Raw genomic sequence first — 17315 nt, 5'->3', positions numbered from 1 at the left:
GCCCATGCCCCCCGGCGTCCCCCGTCCGGCCTCATGCATCCGCCGGTGGCGGCAGTGATGACGGGCGCGGAAAGAAGCGGTAAATCGCAGGCCTCGGAATGGATAACGATCTTCATGATTGGGCAGGAAATCCGCACACGCCTTGCGTTCCGGGGAGGTGCGGCATGGCCTGGTCGCAAGACGAGGAGCGACTACTGCTGCAGATAGAGCGTCACCTCATCGATGAGGATCCGCGGCTGGTGGCGCGGCTCGAATCGTTCAACGAGCGCGTCCAGCGCAAGGAGCACGGCCGTCGCAGGCGCGACGCGAAGAAGGGGCGGCCGTCGCGCCGCCCCCGCCGGTCGACGATCGTCATCATGGTCAGCTGGGTGCTGATCGCGACCTTGATCGCCACGCTGCTCATCCTGGTTCTGCGCCACGAGGCCGCCGCGCTCCCGCTGTAGCGTCGCGGAGCCGCCCCTTCTTCTCCTTTCCGGCACTCCCGGGCTCCCGGCGTTCACGGAGCGGCCGCGCGCCCTCCCGGCGCCCCGGTGCTTACGGGGCCGCCGCGCTGCCCGGGACGGCGCCGGCGGCGCCGTCAGCCCAGACCGCGCAGGAACCGCGCGGCCACCGGGGCGGCGACCGCGCCGCCGCCCGAGCCCTCCTCCACGATGACCGCGAAGGCCAGGTCGCCCCGGAATCCGATGAACCAGGCGTGGGTCTTCAGCGCGTCCTGCGGGCCGTACTCGGCGGTGCCGGTCTTGCCCCGGGTGCCGGAGGGCAGGCCCGCGTCCTTGGCGGTGCCCTTGGTGACCACCGCGGACATCATCTTGTGCATCTGCGACGTGACGCCCTCGGGGAGCTCCTGCGGCTCGGACTTCTGCTGGACGGAGGGGACCAGCGTCGGCGGTCGCCAGGCGCCGTCGGCCAGAGCGGCGGCGACCGAGGCCATCAGCAGCGGGCTGGCGGTGATCCGGCCCTGGCCGAAGGACTCCGCGGCCAGGTCCGCGTCGCCCTCCGCCTTGGGGAAGCTGCCCTTGGCGGCCGGGACGCCGATGCTGAGCGGCTTGTTGAAGCCGAACAGCTCCGCGGCGCGCAGCAGCTTGTCCGCGCCCAGCCGCTTCTGGGTCAGCGGGGCGAAGGTGGTGTTGCAGGAGTAGGCGAAGGAGTCGGAGAAGGTCACCGACCCGTATCCGGCGTGGTGGGAGTTGCGGATCGGCAGGCCGCCGATGTTGACGTCCTTGGGGCAGGTGACCTGCTCGCCGGGGGTCATGCCGGCGGCCAGCAGCCCGACGGCGGTGATCGCCTTGAAGGTCGACCCGGGAGGGTAGTTGCCGTCCAGCGCCCGGTTGAAGCCGCCCTTGTTGTTGACCACGGCGAGGATGTCGCCGGAGGACGGCTTGATCGCGACCAGCGAGGCGGTCTGCTTCAGGTCGCGGACCGCGTCGGCCGCGGCCCGCTGGATCCGCAGGTCCAGGCTGGTCTCCAGCGCCTCGCCCTTCTCACCCTCGATCTTGTGGATGGGCTTGACGGTCTTCTTGTCGGCGGCGACCAGCTGGATCTCGGTGGCGGGCGTGCCCGCCAGGCGTCGCTGGAAGGTCTGCTGCAACCCGCCCCGGCCGATCGCGTCGCCCACCTTGTAGGAGGAGCCGAGCTCCTTGAGATCCTTCTCGGTGGCCTTGTCCAGATACCCGACGAGCTGCTGCACCGAGCCCCCCGCGTCGCCGCCGTCGATGCGGTCGCCGCCGGCGGCGGTGATCGCCGCCCGCTCCGGCCACTTGGCCTTCAGCGCGAACGTGGCGCCGGCGGTCATGTCGGGGTGCACGGCCTTGGGAGACCACTTGACCCGCCAGTTGCGGTCGACGACCGCCAGGTCCAGGACGCCGGCGTAGCTCCACTCGCCGATGTTCCTCAGCTTCAGCGTGGCGGTGTAGGCGGCCTGGCCGGCGCCGTCGCCGGTCTCGCGCACCGAGTCCAGCCGCACCGCGGTGCCCTCGACCGCGAGGCTCTTGCGCATGTCCTCGTAGATCTTGTCGAACGCGGGATCGGCCGCGGCGAGCTCGGCGCGCATGGCGGTCAGATCACCGCGCTGCCACGCCTGGGTGAAGCGCTGGGCGGTCTCCTGGGGGGTGCCGCGGGTGTGCAGGAACCACCAGGCTCCGCCCCCGGCGGCCCCCGCCACCAGCACGACGGCCACCGAGGCGACCGCGATCTTCTTGCCACGCTGCACCTGACTACCCCCAGTTCTCTGGCCCCGAAGGCCGCAGCCTAGCGCGGTCAGGGCACCGCGTCCCGGCAAATGATCATTCGCTCCGGGTACGGCTGGGCGCGTAGCTCGGCACGTACTCCTGCCCGGACAGCTCGTGGATCGCCGCCATGATCTCGTCGGTCACCTGGCGCCGGTCGCGCGCGCTGGTCTCCGATCCGGTGAACGTCAGCGGTTTGCCGATCCGCACCCCGACCCGGCCCAGCTTGGGCACCGAGGCGCCGATCGGGAGCACCGCGTCGGTGCCGCTCATCCCCACCGGGATCACCGGTGCGCCGGTGGCCAGGGCCAGCCAGGCGACTCCGACCTTGCCCCGGTAGAGGCGGCCGTCGGGGGAGCGGGTGCCCTCGGGATAGATGCCGAACAGCTCGCCGTCCCTGAGCACCTGCGCGGCCGCGTCCAGCATGTCCTGGGCGGCGGTGGGACTCTGCCGGTCGATGCTGATCTGGCCGGTGGCCCGCATCCACGTCGCGGTGACGGGGTTGCCGGTGAAGTATTCGGACTTGGCGACGAAGCGGACCTGGCGCGGGAGCACCAGCGGCAGGAAGGTCGAGTCGAGGATGGAGAGATGGTTGGAGGCCAGGATGGCCGGACCCGACCCGGGCACGTGCTCAACCCCGGTGACCTCGGTGGGCCACAGCAGGTGGAGGAAGGGGGCGCTGACGATTTTGGTCAGGCGATAGAGCACGGGCTCTCCTCATGGGACGGGTTCACCACACTAAGTGGTTGCCTGACGGCCGATGGTTGTGCGCACCCGCACAAGCACGGCCTCCACGTTTGTAGCCCTCCTCCAAAGCCCCTCCCCTTTCCAGGGGGGAGTCCGGAAAAACGAAACGCCCCACGGGCGCCGGGGCGCCCGTGGGGCGGAAACGTTTAGTGCCGATGTGGCGGTCGCCTCCTCGGCGAGAGGCACAACACGGCTCCAGCCGAACGGTATTCCGTGAAGGCGGTAATTTGCGGCCCGGGGGACACAAACCACATCGGCACGATTACTGTAACCGACGCCCGCCGGTAGTTATTCCACATCGGGTCACCGGCGTGTCCAGTGCGGCTGGGCGACTCCCGCCACCCGCAGGTCACGGCCCTTCAGGGCCACTTCGGCGAACTGCCACAGGATCGCCCCGGTGGGGGCGTGGATCACGATCGAGGGGCCCAGCGGCATCTGCAGCAGGCTCCGCCCCTCCTCGTCCGTCCGCCAGCGCGGCACCCCCGGCGCCAGGAACCGTTCCAGCGGCACCCGGTGGACGGAGGCCACCTCGTAGGGGTCGCGGCGGGGTCGCTGCCGCCCGCCGAACGCCACCACCGGAGTGATCACGAATCCGGAGTCGGTGACGAAGTCGTCCAGCAGCCCGGCCACCTCCACGTTCCGGACCGACACCTCCTCCTCCAGCTCCCGCAGTGCCGCCGTCACGGCGTCCTCGCCCTCCTCCAGCCCGCCCCCGGGCAGTGCCCACTGCCCGGGGTTGCGGCCGTGGGCGCCCCGTTTGATCACGATCGTGTACGGCCCGCCCCCGTCGTCCTCCAGCACGCACACGGTCACCGCGGCGTGCCGCAGGCCTTCGGCGAAGGGGAGGGCCCCCTGCCGCCGGAACCCGGCCAGGTTCGCGGTGACGCGGGAGCGGAGCTCGTCCATCGGGGGAAGCGGGGCCATGGCCGCCACGATCGCACACGCGTCCTCCCGCCGTGGAGACCGGGCGCCGCGGTCCGGCGGCGCCCCCATGAGCGGGCCGGCCACGGACGCCGTCCGGGGACGCCGTTCGAGGAGCGGCGCCGGGGGAGGGGCGGCTACGGGAGCCGGCCGGTTCCGTATGCTCCCATGACGTACGTCCGGCGCGCGGCCGCCGCCGGAGCCGCCGATCCCGGGGAGGGACCTGTATGGAGACCGAACGTCTGATCATGCGCAGGTGGCGGGAGGCCGACCGGCGGCCGTTCGCGGAGCTGAATGCCGACCCCGAGGTGATGGAGCACTTCCCGGCGCCCTCACCCGTGAGCAGTCCGACGCCATGGTGGACCGGATCGAGTCGGCGTTCGACGAGCACGGCTACGGACTCTGGGCGCTGGAGGTGCGGGCCACAGGGGAGTTCGTCGGCTTCACCGGGCTGGCGTGGCAGACGTTCGAGGCGCACTTCACCCCGGCGCTGGAGGTCGGCTGGCGGCTCGCCCGCTCCGCCTGGGGGCGGGGCTACGCGAGCGAGGCGGCCCGGGCGGCGATCGGGCACGGCTTCGGCCCGGCGGGGCAGGACGAGATCGTCTCCATGACGGCGGTGGCCAACCTGCGCTCCCGGGCGGTGATGGAGCGCCTCGGCATGACCAGGGATCCGGCCGACGACTTCGACCACCCGCGGGTCCCCGCCGGCAGCCCGGTCCGGCCGCACGTGCTCTACCGTCTCAGCCGCGACGCCCGGCGATGAGCATCTCGACGCCGTCGAGCAGCCGTTCCAGGCCGAACTCGAAGAGCTGCTCGGGCGGGACGTAGGCGGCCTGGTAGGTCTCGCCCACGGCCCCGCCGACCTTGACGGCCGTCGGGTAGGCGGCCGGGTTGAAGATCCTCTCGAAGACCGGCCGGTGGGCCTGCCACCACTGCTCGTCGGTGACGCCGGTCTCCTGCTCGACCCGTGAGGCCGCCACCGCGCCCCGCACGGTGCTGTGCACGTGACCCAGGACCAGGCTGAGCACCGACTCCATCTCGATCTCGGTCAGGCCGGTGCCGGCGATCGTCCCGAGCTCGTAGTCGTACTTCGCCATGAGGTTGGGCCCCAGGGGCGGGCGTCCGGTGTCGACCTGGAGCATCCACGGATGGCGGCGGCACAGCTCCCAGTTCTCCCGGGCGACGAGCGTGAGCCGGGCCCGCCAGCCCCCGGCGACCTCCTGGGGGCGGGCCGTCTCGCCGTAGACGGTGTCGAGCATGACGTCGAGCAGCTCGGCCTTGCCCGGCACGTAGGTGTAGAGGGACATGGTGCCGACCCCGAGCCGCTCGGCGACCCGCCGCATCGACAGGGCGGCCAGCCCCTCGGTGTCGGCGATCTCGATCCCGGTCCGCACGATCCGGTCCACGCTCAGGTCGGGCTTGCCCTTCCGGCTGGCCCGCTCGCTGGTCCGCCAGAGCAGCGCCAGGCTGCGCGCCGGATCCCCATTGCCGCTGTGTTCCATCGGGGTGAGCCTATCGGTCACAGCGGCCTGGGGGCGGGCAGGGTGATCCTGTCGACCGCCTCGCGGCGGCGCCGCTCGGGGCGCCGGTCGTAGCGGGCCGTGGTGGCCGGCGAGGAATGGCCGACGAGCGCCTGGGCGGTGGCCAGGTCCACGCCGGCGTCGAGCAGCTCGCCGATGAAGGTGCGCCGGAAGTCGTGCGGGGTACGCGGCATGGCTCCCGCCTCGGCCAGCCGCTTGGCCAGGATGTCGGCGATCGCCTGTCCCGTCATGGCCGCGGGCCCGCCGTCCCTGACCCGGAGCCGCCCGGAGCCGCCGATGGGGGAGAACAGCGCCCCCGCCGGACGCCCCCGTACGGCCAGCCAGCGCTCCAGCCGGCCGACGGCCTCGGTGGTGAGATAGACCATCCGCTCCTTGTCGCGCTTGCCGCGCACCCGCAGCGAGCGCGATCCGGGGTCGTAGTCGCCCAGCGTCATCCCGGCGATCTCGGCGCGGCGGCAGCCGGTGGAGTAGAGCACCGCCAGCAGGGCGGCGTCGCGGACCCCGGCGGGGGAGTCGTCGCGGTCGCACGCGGCCAGCGCCGCGCCCACGACCTCGGGCGGGACGTGCTGCCCGGTGGGCAGGCGGGTGTGCTCGACGGTCGGCAGGTCGGCGGCGCGCTGGTACTCCTCGGCGGTCATCTGGCCGAGCCGCCAGGCCTCGCGCAGCACCCTGCGCAGCGCGACCAGGTGCTTGTTGACGTAGGCGGGCGACCAGCCGCGCTCGGTCATCAGCGCGCGGATGCGCACGGTGTGCTCGTAGCGGAGGAGATGCCAGGGCTGGCCCGCCCCGGAGGAGACCTCGTCGCCGGAGACGAGAGCGGCCAGGCGGTCCAGGCAGCCGCGCATGGCGCGGCGGGACTCGGCGCTGGACAGGGAGTCGAGGTAGACCCGGTAGGGGTCTCGCGCGGGTTCGACGGGGGGCCGGGGTGACTCGGGTACGACAGGCACGCTCACGCCGCAGACCCTATCCATTCTTGTTAATCTACATTGTAAAGGCATCGGGCCGGATAAAAAAGATCATGAATATGCGAGCCGCGCGGGAACGGGGCAGGATCGTCCCATGACGGACGGACGAGTGACGGCGGTGAGCCGCAGCGCCACGCACACCTTCGGCAAGACCGGCCGGCCGGGCATCCGGCTGCTGGCCGGGCTCGGCGTCGAAGGCGACGCGCACCTCGGGGTGACGGTGAGGCACCGGTCCCGGGTGGCCCGGGATCCGACCCAGCCCAACCTGCGCCAGGTCCACCTGATCCCTGCCGAGCTCCACGACGAGCTGGAGGACGCGGGATTCTCCGTGGCGGCGGGTCAGCTGGGGGAGAACATCACCACCCGGGGGGTCGACCTGCTCGGCCTCCCGGTGGGGGCGCTGCTGCGGCTGGGCGGCGAGGCGAGGGTGGAGATCACGGGACTGCGCAACCCCTGCCTGCAGATCGACGCCTTCCGGCCGGGCCTGCTCAGGCAGGTGGTGAGCCGGGACGAGGCCGGCCGGCTGGTCCGCAGGGCCGGAGTGATGGGCGTGGTGGTCGCCGGCGGCGAGGTGCGGCCCGGCGACGCGATCGAGGTGGAACTGCCGCCGCCGCCGCACCGGCCCCTGGACCGGGTCTGACCTGGCGCTCGATGTCCGCCGGGGCCACTCTGTGATTGGGTGGACACAATGAATACCTCATCGCGGGCTGCGGCCTACCTTCGTGCCTATGACGAGCAGCTACGGGGCAGGCCGGTGCCCGGCCGTACGGCCGAGAGGGTGGGGCCGGTGCTCCGGGTCGTCTCCGACGGGTACGGGCAGGGGTTCCTGACCTACCGGGACCTGGGCGGGCTGGACGGCGAGGAGCTGGACGCGTTCATCGCGGGTCAGCGTGACTTCTTCACCGGGATCGGCCGGTCGGTGGAGTGGAAGTACCACGGCTACGACCTGCCGGTGGATCTGCCCGGGCGGCTGACGGCGGCCGGGTTCGAGGCCGAGGAGCAGGAGACCGTCATGGTCGGCGAGGCGGCCGCGCTGGCCGCGTCCCCCGTGCTCCCGGAGGGGGTCCGGTTGCGGGAGGTGACCGGGCGGGCCGATCTGGAGCGGATCCGGGAGATGGAGGAGCTGGTCTGGGAGGCGGACCGGAGCTGGCTGCCCGACCTCCTGGAGCGGGACATCGCCGGACCCGGCGATCGGTGCGCGGTGGTGGTGGCCGAAGCGGGCGAGCGGGTGGTGTGCGCGGCGTGGATGCGCTTCCACGAGGGCACGGACTTCGTCTCGCTGTGGGGTGGCTCGACGCTGAAGGAGTGGCGGGGGAGGGGCGTCTACCGGGCGATGGTGGCCTACCGCGCGGGGCTGGCGGTGGCGCGCGGGTTCCGGCTGGTGCAGGTGGACGCCTCCGACGACAGCCGTCCGATCCTGGCCAGGCTGGGCCTGGAGGCGATCGCGACGACGACGCCCTACGTGTGGGTGCCGCCGACCGTCTGACCTGGGGAAGTGACCGGAGCGGGGCGACGCGCCCGCCGAGCCGGTCGGGGATCCGGCTCCGCCGCTCGGACGCGGTCGTCGAGGGCGTTCGGGCGTTCCAGGGCGACGCCCACGGCCTCGGTGCGCGGGCCGCCGTCGACGTCCGCCGGTCGACGGGACGGTGGACGTCGGGACGGTGGACGTCGGCCTTCACGTCAAGGTCGGGCGCCAGCCTCCGAATGATTGGGAACGGACTATTCCATTCTGATATTCTGGAGACCAGGCGGAATCCGATGAGAGGACACACATGCCCGAGGTGCTCAGCAGGCGCGCGCTCAACCGGGCCACCCTGGACCGGCAACTGCTGCTGACCCGGGCGGAGCTGCCGGCGTTCGACGCGATCCGGCACCTGTACGGCATGCAGGCCCAGGCGCCGAACCCGCCCTACATCGGGCTGTGGAGCCGCCTGGCCGGGTTCGGCCACGAGGACCTGGCCCGGCTGCTGCGCGAGCGCACGGTGGTGCGGCTGGTCCTGATGCGTTCCACCATCCACCTGGTCACCGCGGACGACTGCCTGGCCCTGCGCCCGCTGCTCCAGCCGATGCTGGCGCGGAGCCTGCGGGGGAGCGCTCACGGCAAGGGGCTGGCCGAGCTCGACCTGGACGAGCTGGCCGCCGCGGGCCGGGCCCTGGTGGACGAGACCCCGCTCACCTTCCGCGAGCTCGGGGAGCGGCTGCGGGAGCGGTGGCCGGAGCGCCCCGCGGACGCTCTGGTCAACGGCGTGCGCAACATGGTGGCGCTGGTGCAGGTCCCGCCCAGGGGCATCTGGGGTGTGGGCGGGCAGCCGGCCCACACCAGCGCCGAGGCCTGGCTGGGCCGCCCCCTGGACGGGCGGGCCTCCCTGGAGGAGATGGTCCGCCGCTACCTGGCCGCCTACGGTCCCGCCGCGGTGATGGACATCCAGCAGTGGTCGGGGCTGACCCGGCTGGGCGAGGTCGTCCGGGGCATGGGGCTGCCGCGCTTCGTGACCGAGGAGGGCGCGGAGCTGGTGGATCTGCCGGAGGCCTCCCGGCCGGGCCCGGACACCCCCGCCCCGGTCCGCTACCTGTCGGAGTTCGACAACATGCTGCTGTCGTTCGGCGAGCGGACCCGGACCCGGATCATGGCGGACGAGTATCGCGCGAGGGTCTTCACGGTCAACGGCATCATCAAGGCGACGGTGCTGGTGGACGGGTTCGTGCGGGGCCTGTGGAAGGTGGTCCGGAAGCGGGACGAGGCGGTGCTCGAGGTGGAGCTGTTCCAGCCGGTGTCGGCGCGGGAGCGGGCGGAGCTGGAGCGGGAGGGGATGCGCATGCTGGATTTCGCCGCCGCGCCCGCGAAGGTCCGCGACATCCGTTTCAGCTGAACGTCCCCCGGAGGGTCCGGACGGCGCGACCCGACCGGCGGGTGGCTCCGGCGGGTGACTTCCTCGCCGACGGGCCCCGCCCGTCCCGGTGCCCTGCCGCTGCCGCGTCTCGCCGGAGGCGTGCCCGGCCTCGGACGGCGCCGCCCGGCCCGACGTGGCACAGGCCTCGACGCGGCGCCGGGTGGACGGCTCCGCGCGCGCCGGCGCGGAGCCCTTCGCGGGTGTCACCGAGCGGAGCCGTTCGCGGGTGTCACCGATAGGAGTCGATGAGCCGGGCGAGATGCCGCCCGGCGATCTCCAGTGGTGCCTCGCTCTGTGAAACCTGCGCGGACATCTCCGCGCCCTCCAGCGTGTTGATCACCGTGTGTGCGAGATCGTGCGCGACGTCCTCGTCGAAGCCGGATCGGCGGAGTTTGTCGCGGACCAGGCCGCGCCAGTTCTCGAAGGCCTCCTCGGCGGCCCGCTGGATGTCGGGGAGGCGCCCCGCGCTCTCCAGCGCCGTGGTGGTGACGGGGCAGCCGTCGAGCCAGCCGGAGTCGCGCAGCCCCGTGGACAGGTCACGGGCGCAGACGATGATCGCCGCCGCCGGATCGTCCACGCGGTCGAACACCGTGCGCAGGAGCTCGGTGAACTCCCGGTCCCCGTGGCGGACGGCCTCGACCGCCAGCTCCTGTTTCCCGCCGGGGAAGAAGTGGTAGACCGAGCCGAGCGTCGCCTCGGCCTCCCGGGAGATCTCCTTGAGGCCGGTCGCCCCGTATCCCTGCCGCTGCATCAGCCGGGAGGTCGCCCGGATGATCCGCTCCCGGGTGCCGATCTCGTGCTTGGTCGCCATCTCCTCAGCTTAGTGAATAGAGCGCTCGTTCTATCGCATGCTAGTGTCCTCGTTCTAAATAGAGCGTTCGTTTTAGTTCGTGGAGGAGAGATCGATGAGCACGAAGTCCGTGACCGTGATCGGCCTGGGACCCATGGGACAGGCGATGGCCGACGCCTACCTGGACGGCGGCTACGAGGTGACCGTGTGGAACCGTACGCCTGGCCGGGCCGACCGGCTGGTGGCCCGCGGTGCCCGGCGCGCGCCGACCGTCGAGGCCGCGCTGACCGCCAACGACCTGGTGGTGCTGAGCCTGACCGGCTATGACGCGATGTACGCCGTCCTGGAACAGGCCCCCTCCGCCGCCCTGGCCGGCCGGACCGTGGCCAACCTCACCTCCGACACCCCCGAGAAGGCGCGTCAGGCGGCGGCGTGGTTGGCCGAGCGCGGCGCCGTGCAGATCACCGGCGGCGTCCAGGTGCCGCCCCCGGGGATCGGCAAGCCGGGAGCCTCGACCTACTACAGCGGCCCCGAGGATGCGATCGAGGCCCACCGGTCCGCCCTGGAGGTGCTGACGGACATCGACCACCTCGGCGAGGACCCGGGCCTGGCGGCGCTGTTCTACCAGATCGGGATGGACATGTTCTGGACGGGCATCCTGAGCTACGTGCACGCCCAGGCGGTGGCCGAGGCCAACGGCATCTCGGCGGAGCGGTTCCTCCCCAACGCCGTGAAGACCATGGACTTCCGCTACTTCCTGGAGTTCTACGCCCCGCGCATCGCCGCGGGCAACCATGAGGGGGACGTGGACCGGCTGGCCATGGGCGTGGCCAGCATGGAGCATGTCCTGCACACCGTGGAGGCGTCCGGCGTGGACGCCTCCCTGCCCGCGGCCGTCCTGGACGTCTTCCGCCGGGGCGTCGCCGCAGGACACGGCCAGGACAGCCTCACCAGCCTGATCGAGGTGCTGAGGCGGTGACCGGGACAGCCGGTCGGCGGCCCCGGCCCCGTCCGGCTCCGCCGTACGCCCTCCTCAGGGTTTCTCGCGCGGGCGGTTGAGCGCTCCGGCGCGCGCGGCGGCGAGCGCGACCCGTGCGGCGTCGTCGGCGGTGGTCTCGTCGACGGTCTCGGCGGTGATCAGCAGCCGGAAGTAGATCGGGGCGGCGAGGGTCTTGAGGAGCTCGTCGGGGTCGGTGCCGGCGGGCAGCTCGCCGCGCTCGACGGCTCGGGCGATGACCGGCCGCGACCTCCGGAGGCGGTCGTCGAAGAGACGGCGCCGGAGGTCGGCGATCTCCGGCACGCGGACGGCGTCGGAGAGCATCGTGGCGATGACGGCCTGGCCGGTCTCGCCGGTCATCGTCCTGACCAGTGAGCGCGCGAGTTCGCGCAGGTCCGTCTCGACGGCATGGGTGTCGGGGGCGGGGATGTCCGCCGCGATGTGCTCGCCCAGCGCGTCGACGACCAGGCTCTCGCGGTCCTTCCAGCGCCGGTAGACCGTGGTCTTGTGGACCCCCGCCCGATGGGCGACGTTGTCGACGGTCAGCGCGGCGTAGCCGCCCCCGGTCAGCTCGGCGAGCGTCGCGGCGAGGACGGCCGCGCGTACCTTCGGGCCACGGCCGACGGGGCGCGCGCGATCCGAGGGGGAGGGGCCGGGCTCCAATGCGACTCCTGGTTGCCTTGTCGGTATGCCTGTGACGTCGTCACCCTATCGCAACTCGAAGTTGCGGTATTTTCCGGCCGGTTGGATCCGGTCCTCGATCCACCGCCGGCGCAGTGGCCGGCCGGCAACGTGTGCCCGTTGGAGACCGGGCGGGACCGGTCGGCGGAGGCGGTGCCCGCCCGGCACGGCACGCTGTCGCAGGCGATGATCGGTTGTCCGCGGGAGTCCGTTCACGGTCCTGCGACTCTAGGAGGCGATCGTCTGCCGGTCGGAGGGGGCGTAAGCCCGGAGGAAGATGTCGACGGCGACGACGGCGTCGGACGCGATAAGGACAAGGCCCTGTCCGGCGCCCGTCTCATCGCGGCCGACCTGAGCCTGGTCAGCGAGAACCGGCGCGTCATCGACGAGATCAACGCCGCCTGTCCGGCCGTCGACGCACTCGTGCTGTGCGCCCGGTACTTCCGCTCCGCCCGGTCCGTCACCGCCGAGGGATTCGAGGCGACCTTCGCACTGGAGTACCTGAGCCGCCACCTGCTCAGCCACGGCCTGACCGATCCCGGGGTCATCGTCAACCTGTCCGGACCCGGCGTCCCGATCGGCCGCATCCACTGCCCGAATCGACACCTCGCCCGCCGCCCCGCTCAGCGCCTTCATGCGGAGCGAGCCGATCAGTCTGGACCACCCGTCGTTCTCCTCCGAGGCCGCCGCGCGCCTCAGCGACCTCACCCGCCACCTGCTGAGCTCCCTGGAGGGCTGAACACGTGACCACCACATGGACGGCGGCCTTCAGATCCGCCCCGGTCGGCGCGTACGAGCCGATGACGGGAACGGACACGCCGGCGCGTCAACGAGTGGATCCGCGCCCACTGCGACACCGTCGCAGACCTGGATCGCGCGCTGCATGACCCAGCCGCGCCGGCTGTCCTGCGGCCCGCCTACGACTCCGGCGATCACATCCATCCCAACGACGCGGGAGCCGAGGCCATGGCCGACATGCTCGCCAGAGTCATAATCGCGTCCGCCTGAACGCAGCGACCGGGTGGGTGCCGGCAGCCGCCGGCACCCACCCGGTGATGAACCAGGTGGTCGGCCCCCGGCCTCGCCGTCGCGCCTGGCCAGTTCTGAGCGGCGGAGACTCCGCGCGCTACTCCCTCCCGGCGCCGCACCAGCACCCGATGCGCCTAACGGAATGAAGCGGTCTTCTTCCGGCACCCGCTGGGCGGATGAGGTTGTCGGTACGCGCAGGGTTGACGCGCTCCAGTTGACACGTATCTTTCATTTAGGAAAGTTTCCTAAGAATTTTCTCTGTTGCAGATCCCCGAAGTAAGGCGCGAACCGGGGCGTACGGAACGTGAAACGGCCATCCGTCACCAGTGCTAGGAGAGGGTATGAGAAGAACCCTGAGCGTCCTCGCCGCGACCGTGCTCGCGGCGGGAGTCGTTACCGTCGGGTCGAGTGCGCTGAGCCCGGCGTCGGCAGGAGTGAATGACTGCGACTACACCTTCGGTCAGAACTCGTTCTCCGCCCGATGCGCGACGAACGGTCCCGCCTACGAGTTTCGCGCGTGGGTCCAGTGCGTCAACGGCCGTAGGGACGGCGGCTGGGTGACGACCAACAGCGGCCAGTGGAGCACGGCGAGCTGCGGACCATGGTGGATCGACCGCCTGAGTTACGGCACGGACGTGCGCCCGCTCTCCTGACGCGGGTACGGCGGTACCGCCCCTCGTGGCGGTACCGCCGGGGCGTGGCCGGCTGCGGTGCTCCCGGCGAAGAGCTCCTGTCGAAATCACGATCTTCGCCCGCGCCTCCCTCTCCGGCTGGTCACCTGCCTCTTCCGCCGGCGCGGAGATCGCGGAGACGACACCCGGCGACGGCATCGGCCGAGCCGGTTCAGCGGGAAGGCGGTCGCCACGCGGGCGGGCGCTGCGAGGCCGCTTCAAGGCCATTTTGTGTAATTGGCCGTTCTGTCGCCGGTGTGCGCGCGGGAGGATCCGCCTATGGTCTCTGTCACCGCTGTCATCGGCCTCGGGGCGATAGCCCTCGGGATGGTCCTCACCCCTGGACCCAACATGATCTATCTGATCTCCAGGTCGGTGACGCAGGGGCGTCGCGCCGGCCTGATCTCGCTGGCGGGCGTCGGCGCGGGGTTCCTGGTGTATCTGACCGCGACGGCGGCGGGCATCGCGGCCCTCTTCACCGTGGTGCCCGCCCTCTACACCGCGATCAAGATCGGCGGGGCGGTGTACCTGCTGTGGCTCGCCTGGAAGACGGTACGGCCGGGCGGGCAGTCGGCCTTCGCACCGAGCGAGCTGCCGGTGGACCCGCCGCGGCGGCTTTTCTCCATGGGGCTGCTCACCAGCCTCCTCAACCCCAAGATCGCCATTCTGTACGTGTCGCTGCTTCCCCAGTTCATCGACCCGGCGCGCGGCGATGTCGCCGTACAGGGCCTCGTCCTCGGGCTGACCCAGATCGTCATCGCCCTGTCGGTCAACGGCATGATCGTGCTGTCGGCGGGGGCGATCGCCGGGTTCCTGGGCCGGCGGCCGTTCTGGACGCGTGTGCAGCGCTATCTGATGGGTGCCGCGCTGGCGGTGTTCGCGCTGCGCATCATCACCGACCGCTCGCGCGTGACGATCGCAGCCTGAGAGGCCGGCGACGCCGGCGGCCGGCGCGTGGTGACCGTGGGATGAGAGGCGCCGCAGGCCGTCGGCGCGAGGGGACCGCGGATGAGAGCGGCGGCGGCGTCACCGCCCTCCGCCCCGAACAGCACCGATCGGGTGCCGCCCCCTGTTGCCGGGGCGTATTCGACCGGGAATCTACACTTCTGAAGTGCTCGCCTCCCTCCTCGCCTTCACGGTCGTCGCACTGATTCTCACCGTCTCTCCCGGCCCCGACACCGTGATCGTGCTGCGCACCACGGTCTCCTCGGGCCGCAGGGCCGGGTTCCTCGCGGGTCTGGGGGTCAACCTCGGCTGTTACGCCTGGGGCGTCGCCACCGCGCTCGGCCTGACCGCCCTGCTGGCCGCCTCCGACGCCGCCTACACCGCCGTGCGGATCGCCGGTGTCGCCTACCTCGTCTGGCTCGGCGTCCGTGCGCTCTGGAACGCCCGCCGCGCCGTCCCGGCCGAAGCCGCCGGGGCCGCGGACGGCACGGGCGGCGGCGGTCCTCCCGTCCGGGCGCTGGCGATCATGCGCACCGGATTCGTCACCAATCTGCTCAATCCCAAGGTGGGCGTCATCTATATGACCCTGCTGCCGCAGTTCGTCCCCGCGGACGTCCCCGTGCTGCCCGCGACCCTGCTCCTGGTCACCATCCACAACCTGCTGGGCGCGGCGTGGTTCGCGATCGTGGTCCTCGCCGCGGGCCTCATGCGGCGCGGCCTGAGCCGGCCGGTCGTCCGCCGTCGCATGGAACAGCTGACCGGGCTCGTCTTCATCGGCTTCGGCATCCGCCTGGCCGCCGAGTCCGGCTGAGCCACTCGGGCGGCTTCGTCCTGGGCGAGGCTCCGCCGAGGCCGGACCGGCCTCGGCACGTTCCCGCGCACCTCCTGACCGATCCCAGCCAGCCGCCGCGCGGGGGCTCTCGCAAGGCCGGGATTTTGCGGGAAGTGTGGATTATCCGTAACCGGAGGTGATCATGGGCACGGTGAGGACGCGGCCGTGGCGCGCACCCGGGAGCCGATCGCGGAGCCCGCGTCAGGCAAGGAGCCGACGTCATGAACGACTCCATCGACTCCATCGACCTGACCGCTCTGGTGAAGATCATGGCGACCGGCCTCGTCGGTGGCGCCGGACTGGTCGCGCTGTACGCGCTCGGCCTCGCGGGCCTGTCGGCCGCGGCCGGCGGCACCCGGCCCGGTCGCCGGCGGCTGTTCGGATGGTTCCTCGCGGGGACGTGTTTCCTGATCGTCGTCATGGGGGTCGGCCTGGGACTGTACGCGCTGTTCGAGCGATGAGCCGTAGCCGCGCCGCCCGTCCCGGATCGCCGCGGCCCCGGTCGGCGGCGGCCGAGCTGGGAGGACCGCCGGCCAGGGCGGCCGGCGCGGCTGTCGTCGAGCCGGCCGTGAAGGACCGGGCTCGGCAAGCCCGCTCCGGCCGTGAAGGACCGGGCCCGGCAAGCCCGCTCCGGCCGTGAAGAGCCGGACCCCGCAAGCCCGCTCCGGCTCAGTCGCGGAGGAGTTCCTCGGCGACCAGACCGGCGCCGATCCCCAGCAGCCATACGTCCTTGGCGACGACGAGGCCCTCCTGGGTGGGACGCAGGCTGCCTTCCTGCCGCAGGCCCGGCGTCCTCAGGTAGAGGCCGACCAGCCCTCCGGCGAAGGCGGTGAGCGCGGCGCCCGCCAGCAGCGACGGCACCAGCGGGATCAGCAGCGCCGTGCCGACGGCGATCTGCCCCCTGGCGAGCCACCGCGTGAACTCCTCGGGGTCCATGTCCTTCAGGAAGGGGTAGGCCGTCGACGCCATCGCGTGGATTTGGGCGGCTCCCTCCGCGGAGGAGTCCGCCAGGGTCAGCCCCGAATTCAGGATGAAGGCGCCCGTGGCGAGCCGGGCCGGAAACTGATGGGGGCGGGCCAGGATCCGCATGAGTCCTCCCAATGGTCGGCAGAGCCGTAAAAGCATGCTCCTTCCCCGGTTCTCGCAGGTCACCCGCTTATTAATCGTTTCTTGAACATGGCCGGGCCGGATGGCCCGCCGCGTCGGGAAACTCGGGGACCGGCTCCGCGCACCGTGCGCGACCGCCGTACGGGGTATTCCGTAGGGGGTCTTCCGTACGGCGGCGCGCGGGCGGAGGGAGGGGCCGGTCGGCTCAGGGCAGGATCTCCAGCCGGACGCCGGCGATGTCGTCGTACAGATGCGGCGTGGAGGTGACGATCCGCCAGCCTCCGCGCGCTTCGGCCAGGACGACGGCATGGGCGGCGGCCAGGACCGCCACGATCTCGGCCTCCGCCGCGACGCCCGGCGCGCGCCGCTCCAGGTTCGCCGTCATCTTCCGGCCGATCTGGGCCGCGCTCAGGACGTCGGCGGCCGGCAGCCCCCCGATCGTCACCACCGGCACCGCGAGCAGTGCCTCGGCCTGCTGGGGCCGGAGGCCGGCCAGGCACTGCGCGGCCACCGCCGGCAGGAGAAGGGTGGTGTTACGCAGAACCGACTGCCGGACGATCTCGCGGCCGTAGTCGCTCTTGGCGTCGAGCACGTGATGGACCGCGTCGAGATCGAGGACGTGGCCGGTGAGCCCTTCGGGCTCGGCCGTCACGCGACGTCCCGTGCGGAGTCGAAGAGCCGGTTGGCGCGCTCCCGGTCGGCGTCGGTGATGCCGTCCTGCCAGCCCGGACCCCACAGCCGCTCCAGGGCGGCCATGCCGTCCCTGATGCGGCGTTGTTCGCGTAGCGCGTCGGCGATGTAACCCGAGGCGTTGCCGGACTCCTGGGCCTCGTCCGCGAGATCATCCGGGAGGGAGATCGTGATCCGCTTAGTCATACTGGGGAGGGTAGTTGAGTCATACTCCCGCCGTCCACGGGTCGGCGGCGCGTGGAGCGGCCGGCTGTGGTGATCATCGTGGCGGGACGAGGGGACG

20 protein-coding genes and 1 pseudogene are annotated in these 17315 nt (G+C 71.9%); 10 read left to right on the top strand and 11 right to left on the bottom strand.

Features of this window, described 5'->3' with window-relative positions; translation table 11 throughout:
- Positions 1 to 164: 164 nt before the first annotated feature.
- On the top strand, positions 165 to 443 hold the full coding sequence (locus CA984_RS32160) for a DUF3040 domain-containing protein (protein ID WP_086577229.1): 279 nt from the start codon (positions 165 to 167) through the stop codon (positions 441 to 443).
- Between the two features lie 134 nt (positions 444 to 577).
- Here CA984_RS32160 and CA984_RS32155 read toward each other — a convergent pair whose 3' ends face one another.
- From CA984_RS32155 to CA984_RS32145, 3 genes are all read right to left on the bottom strand, one after another.
- Entirely contained in the window at positions 578 to 2209 is a 1632-nt protein-coding gene (locus tag CA984_RS32155) for a penicillin-binding transpeptidase domain-containing protein (RefSeq protein WP_086577228.1), read from the bottom strand.
- Positions 2210 to 2282: 73 nt separating this feature from the next.
- Complete coding sequence (locus CA984_RS32150) at positions 2283 to 2933, bottom strand: lysophospholipid acyltransferase family protein (protein WP_086577227.1); 651 nt, start codon at positions 2931 to 2933, stop codon at positions 2283 to 2285.
- Positions 2934 to 3275: 342 nt separating this feature from the next.
- A complete protein-coding gene (locus CA984_RS32145; RefSeq protein ID WP_086577226.1) occupies positions 3276 to 3896 on the bottom strand; it encodes an NUDIX hydrolase in 621 nt (206 codons plus the stop codon).
- A gap of 224 nt (positions 3897 to 4120) precedes the next feature.
- Between CA984_RS32145 and CA984_RS32140 the strand changes: the two are divergent.
- Positions 4121 to 4656: pseudogene (locus CA984_RS32140) on the top strand (GNAT family N-acetyltransferase).
- Here CA984_RS32140 and CA984_RS32135 read toward each other — a convergent pair.
- Together CA984_RS32135 and CA984_RS32130 are read right to left on the bottom strand one after the other, a co-directional pair.
- On the bottom strand, positions 4634 to 5395 hold the full coding sequence (locus tag CA984_RS32135) for a TetR/AcrR family transcriptional regulator (protein WP_086577230.1): 762 nt from the start codon (positions 5393 to 5395) through the stop codon (positions 4634 to 4636). The pseudogene CA984_RS32140 and the gene CA984_RS32135 overlap by 23 nt on opposite strands.
- 17 nt (positions 5396 to 5412) lie before the next feature.
- Positions 5413 to 6387 carry a tyrosine-type recombinase/integrase gene (locus tag CA984_RS32130; protein WP_086577225.1) on the bottom strand — a complete coding sequence of 325 codons (975 nt, stop codon included), beginning with the start codon at positions 6385 to 6387 and terminating at the stop codon, positions 5413 to 5415.
- A 106-nt stretch (positions 6388 to 6493) separates the two neighbouring features.
- Here CA984_RS32130 and CA984_RS32125 point away from each other — a divergent pair, with 106 nt between their 5' ends.
- The 3 genes from CA984_RS32125 to CA984_RS32115 all read left to right on the top strand — a co-directional run bounded on the left by CA984_RS32125 (position 6494) and on the right by CA984_RS32115 (position 9269).
- Positions 6494 to 7039, top strand: coding sequence for an MOSC domain-containing protein (locus tag CA984_RS32125; RefSeq protein ID WP_086577224.1), 546 nt, complete (start codon positions 6494 to 6496; stop codon positions 7037 to 7039).
- Between the two features lie 48 nt (positions 7040 to 7087).
- Positions 7088 to 7885, top strand: coding sequence for a GNAT family N-acetyltransferase (locus tag CA984_RS32120; protein WP_086577223.1), 798 nt, complete (start codon positions 7088 to 7090; stop codon positions 7883 to 7885).
- Positions 7886 to 8171: 286 nt separating this feature from the next.
- Complete coding sequence (locus CA984_RS32115; protein ID WP_086577222.1) at positions 8172 to 9269, top strand: winged helix DNA-binding domain-containing protein; 1098 nt, start codon at positions 8172 to 8174, stop codon at positions 9267 to 9269.
- A gap of 250 nt (positions 9270 to 9519) precedes the next feature.
- Here CA984_RS32115 and CA984_RS32110 read toward each other — a convergent pair whose 3' ends face one another.
- Positions 9520 to 10101, bottom strand: a complete 582-nt coding sequence (locus CA984_RS32110; RefSeq protein ID WP_086577221.1) for a TetR/AcrR family transcriptional regulator — start codon at positions 10099 to 10101, stop codon at positions 9520 to 9522.
- A 94-nt stretch (positions 10102 to 10195) separates the two neighbouring features.
- Here CA984_RS32110 and CA984_RS32105 point away from each other — a divergent pair, with 94 nt between their 5' ends.
- Positions 10196 to 11059 (top strand): NAD(P)-dependent oxidoreductase, encoded by an 864-nt coding sequence (locus CA984_RS32105; protein WP_086577220.1) that lies wholly within the window; start codon positions 10196 to 10198, stop codon positions 11057 to 11059.
- Positions 11060 to 11113: 54 nt separating this feature from the next.
- On the opposite strand, the gene CA984_RS32100 is transcribed toward CA984_RS32105, so the two are convergent.
- Together CA984_RS32100 and CA984_RS32095 are read right to left on the bottom strand one after the other, a co-directional pair.
- On the bottom strand, positions 11114 to 11740 hold the full coding sequence (locus CA984_RS32100) for a TetR/AcrR family transcriptional regulator (protein ID WP_086577219.1): 627 nt from the start codon (positions 11738 to 11740) through the stop codon (positions 11114 to 11116).
- A gap of 246 nt (positions 11741 to 11986) precedes the next feature.
- Positions 11987 to 12394: a hypothetical protein gene (locus CA984_RS32095; protein WP_086577218.1), complete on the bottom strand. Its 408-nt coding sequence runs from the start codon at positions 12392 to 12394 to the stop codon at positions 11987 to 11989.
- 734 nt (positions 12395 to 13128) lie between these two features.
- Here CA984_RS32095 and CA984_RS32085 point away from each other — a divergent pair.
- The 4 genes from CA984_RS32085 (at position 13129) to CA984_RS32070 (ending at position 15696) form a co-directional block, all read left to right on the top strand.
- Positions 13129 to 13440 (top strand): hypothetical protein, encoded by a 312-nt coding sequence (locus CA984_RS32085; protein ID WP_086577217.1) that lies wholly within the window; start codon positions 13129 to 13131, stop codon positions 13438 to 13440.
- A gap of 297 nt (positions 13441 to 13737) precedes the next feature.
- Positions 13738 to 14385 carry a LysE family translocator gene (locus CA984_RS32080; RefSeq protein ID WP_086577216.1) on the top strand — a complete coding sequence of 216 codons (648 nt, stop codon included), beginning with the start codon at positions 13738 to 13740 and terminating at the stop codon, positions 14383 to 14385.
- Positions 14386 to 14569: 184 nt separating this feature from the next.
- Positions 14570 to 15214, top strand: coding sequence for a LysE family translocator (locus CA984_RS32075; protein WP_086577215.1), 645 nt, complete (start codon positions 14570 to 14572; stop codon positions 15212 to 15214).
- A gap of 242 nt (positions 15215 to 15456) precedes the next feature.
- Entirely contained in the window at positions 15457 to 15696 is a 240-nt protein-coding gene (locus CA984_RS32070; RefSeq protein ID WP_086577214.1) for a hypothetical protein, read from the top strand.
- A gap of 208 nt (positions 15697 to 15904) precedes the next feature.
- Here the strand turns inward: CA984_RS32070 and CA984_RS32065 are convergent, their stop codons facing one another.
- The 3 genes from CA984_RS32065 to CA984_RS32055 form a co-directional block, all read right to left on the bottom strand.
- Positions 15905 to 16324, bottom strand: coding sequence for a hypothetical protein (locus tag CA984_RS32065; protein ID WP_086577213.1), 420 nt, complete (start codon positions 16322 to 16324; stop codon positions 15905 to 15907).
- 223 nt (positions 16325 to 16547) lie between these two features.
- Positions 16548 to 16994: a hypothetical protein gene (locus CA984_RS32060; RefSeq protein ID WP_086577212.1), complete on the bottom strand. Its 447-nt coding sequence runs from the start codon at positions 16992 to 16994 to the stop codon at positions 16548 to 16550.
- Positions 16991 to 17218 (bottom strand): ribbon-helix-helix domain-containing protein, encoded by a 228-nt coding sequence (locus CA984_RS32055; protein ID WP_031164421.1) that lies wholly within the window; start codon positions 17216 to 17218, stop codon positions 16991 to 16993. The genes CA984_RS32060 and CA984_RS32055 overlap by 4 nt, the downstream gene beginning before the upstream one ends.
- Between the last annotated feature and the right edge of the window lie 97 nt (positions 17219 to 17315).

The sequence above is a fragment of the Streptosporangium minutum genome, from assembly GCF_002149035.1.
Lineage (GTDB): Bacteria > Actinomycetota > Actinomycetes > Streptosporangiales > Streptosporangiaceae > Streptosporangium > Streptosporangium minutum.
This window is presented reverse-complemented; position numbering and strand designations above follow the sequence as displayed.

Bases quoted from the DNA above. Each gene is read 5' to 3' on its own strand.
- CA984_RS32080 (WP_086577216.1), top strand. From the start codon at position 13,738: ATGGTCTCTGTCACCGCTGTCATCGGCCTCGGGGCGATAGCCCTCGGG.
- CA984_RS32095 (WP_086577218.1), bottom strand. From the start codon at position 12,394: ATGAAGGCGCTGAGCGGGGCGGCGGGCGAGGTGTCGATTCGGGCAGTG.
- CA984_RS32135 (WP_086577230.1), bottom strand. From the start codon at position 5,395: ATGGAACACAGCGGCAATGGGGATCCGGCGCGCAGCCTGGCGCTGCTC.
- CA984_RS32065 (WP_086577213.1), bottom strand. From the start codon at position 16,324: ATGCGGATCCTGGCCCGCCCCCATCAGTTTCCGGCCCGGCTCGCCACG.
- CA984_RS32055 (WP_031164421.1), bottom strand. From the start codon at position 17,218: ATGACTAAGCGGATCACGATCTCCCTCCCGGATGATCTCGCGGACGAG.
- CA984_RS32085 (WP_086577217.1), top strand. From the start codon at position 13,129: ATGAGAAGAACCCTGAGCGTCCTCGCCGCGACCGTGCTCGCGGCGGGA.
- CA984_RS32105 (WP_086577220.1), top strand. From the start codon at position 10,196: ATGAGCACGAAGTCCGTGACCGTGATCGGCCTGGGACCCATGGGACAG.
- CA984_RS32120 (WP_086577223.1), top strand. From the start codon at position 7,088: ATGAATACCTCATCGCGGGCTGCGGCCTACCTTCGTGCCTATGACGAG.
- CA984_RS32125 (WP_086577224.1), top strand. From the start codon at position 6,494: ATGACGGACGGACGAGTGACGGCGGTGAGCCGCAGCGCCACGCACACC.
- CA984_RS32070 (WP_086577214.1), top strand. From the start codon at position 15,457: ATGAACGACTCCATCGACTCCATCGACCTGACCGCTCTGGTGAAGATC.
- CA984_RS32145 (WP_086577226.1), bottom strand. From the start codon at position 3,896: ATGGCCCCGCTTCCCCCGATGGACGAGCTCCGCTCCCGCGTCACCGCG.
- CA984_RS32160 (WP_086577229.1), top strand. From the start codon at position 165: ATGGCCTGGTCGCAAGACGAGGAGCGACTACTGCTGCAGATAGAGCGT.
- CA984_RS32110 (WP_086577221.1), bottom strand. From the start codon at position 10,101: ATGGCGACCAAGCACGAGATCGGCACCCGGGAGCGGATCATCCGGGCG.
- CA984_RS32115 (WP_086577222.1), top strand. From the start codon at position 8,172: ATGCCCGAGGTGCTCAGCAGGCGCGCGCTCAACCGGGCCACCCTGGAC.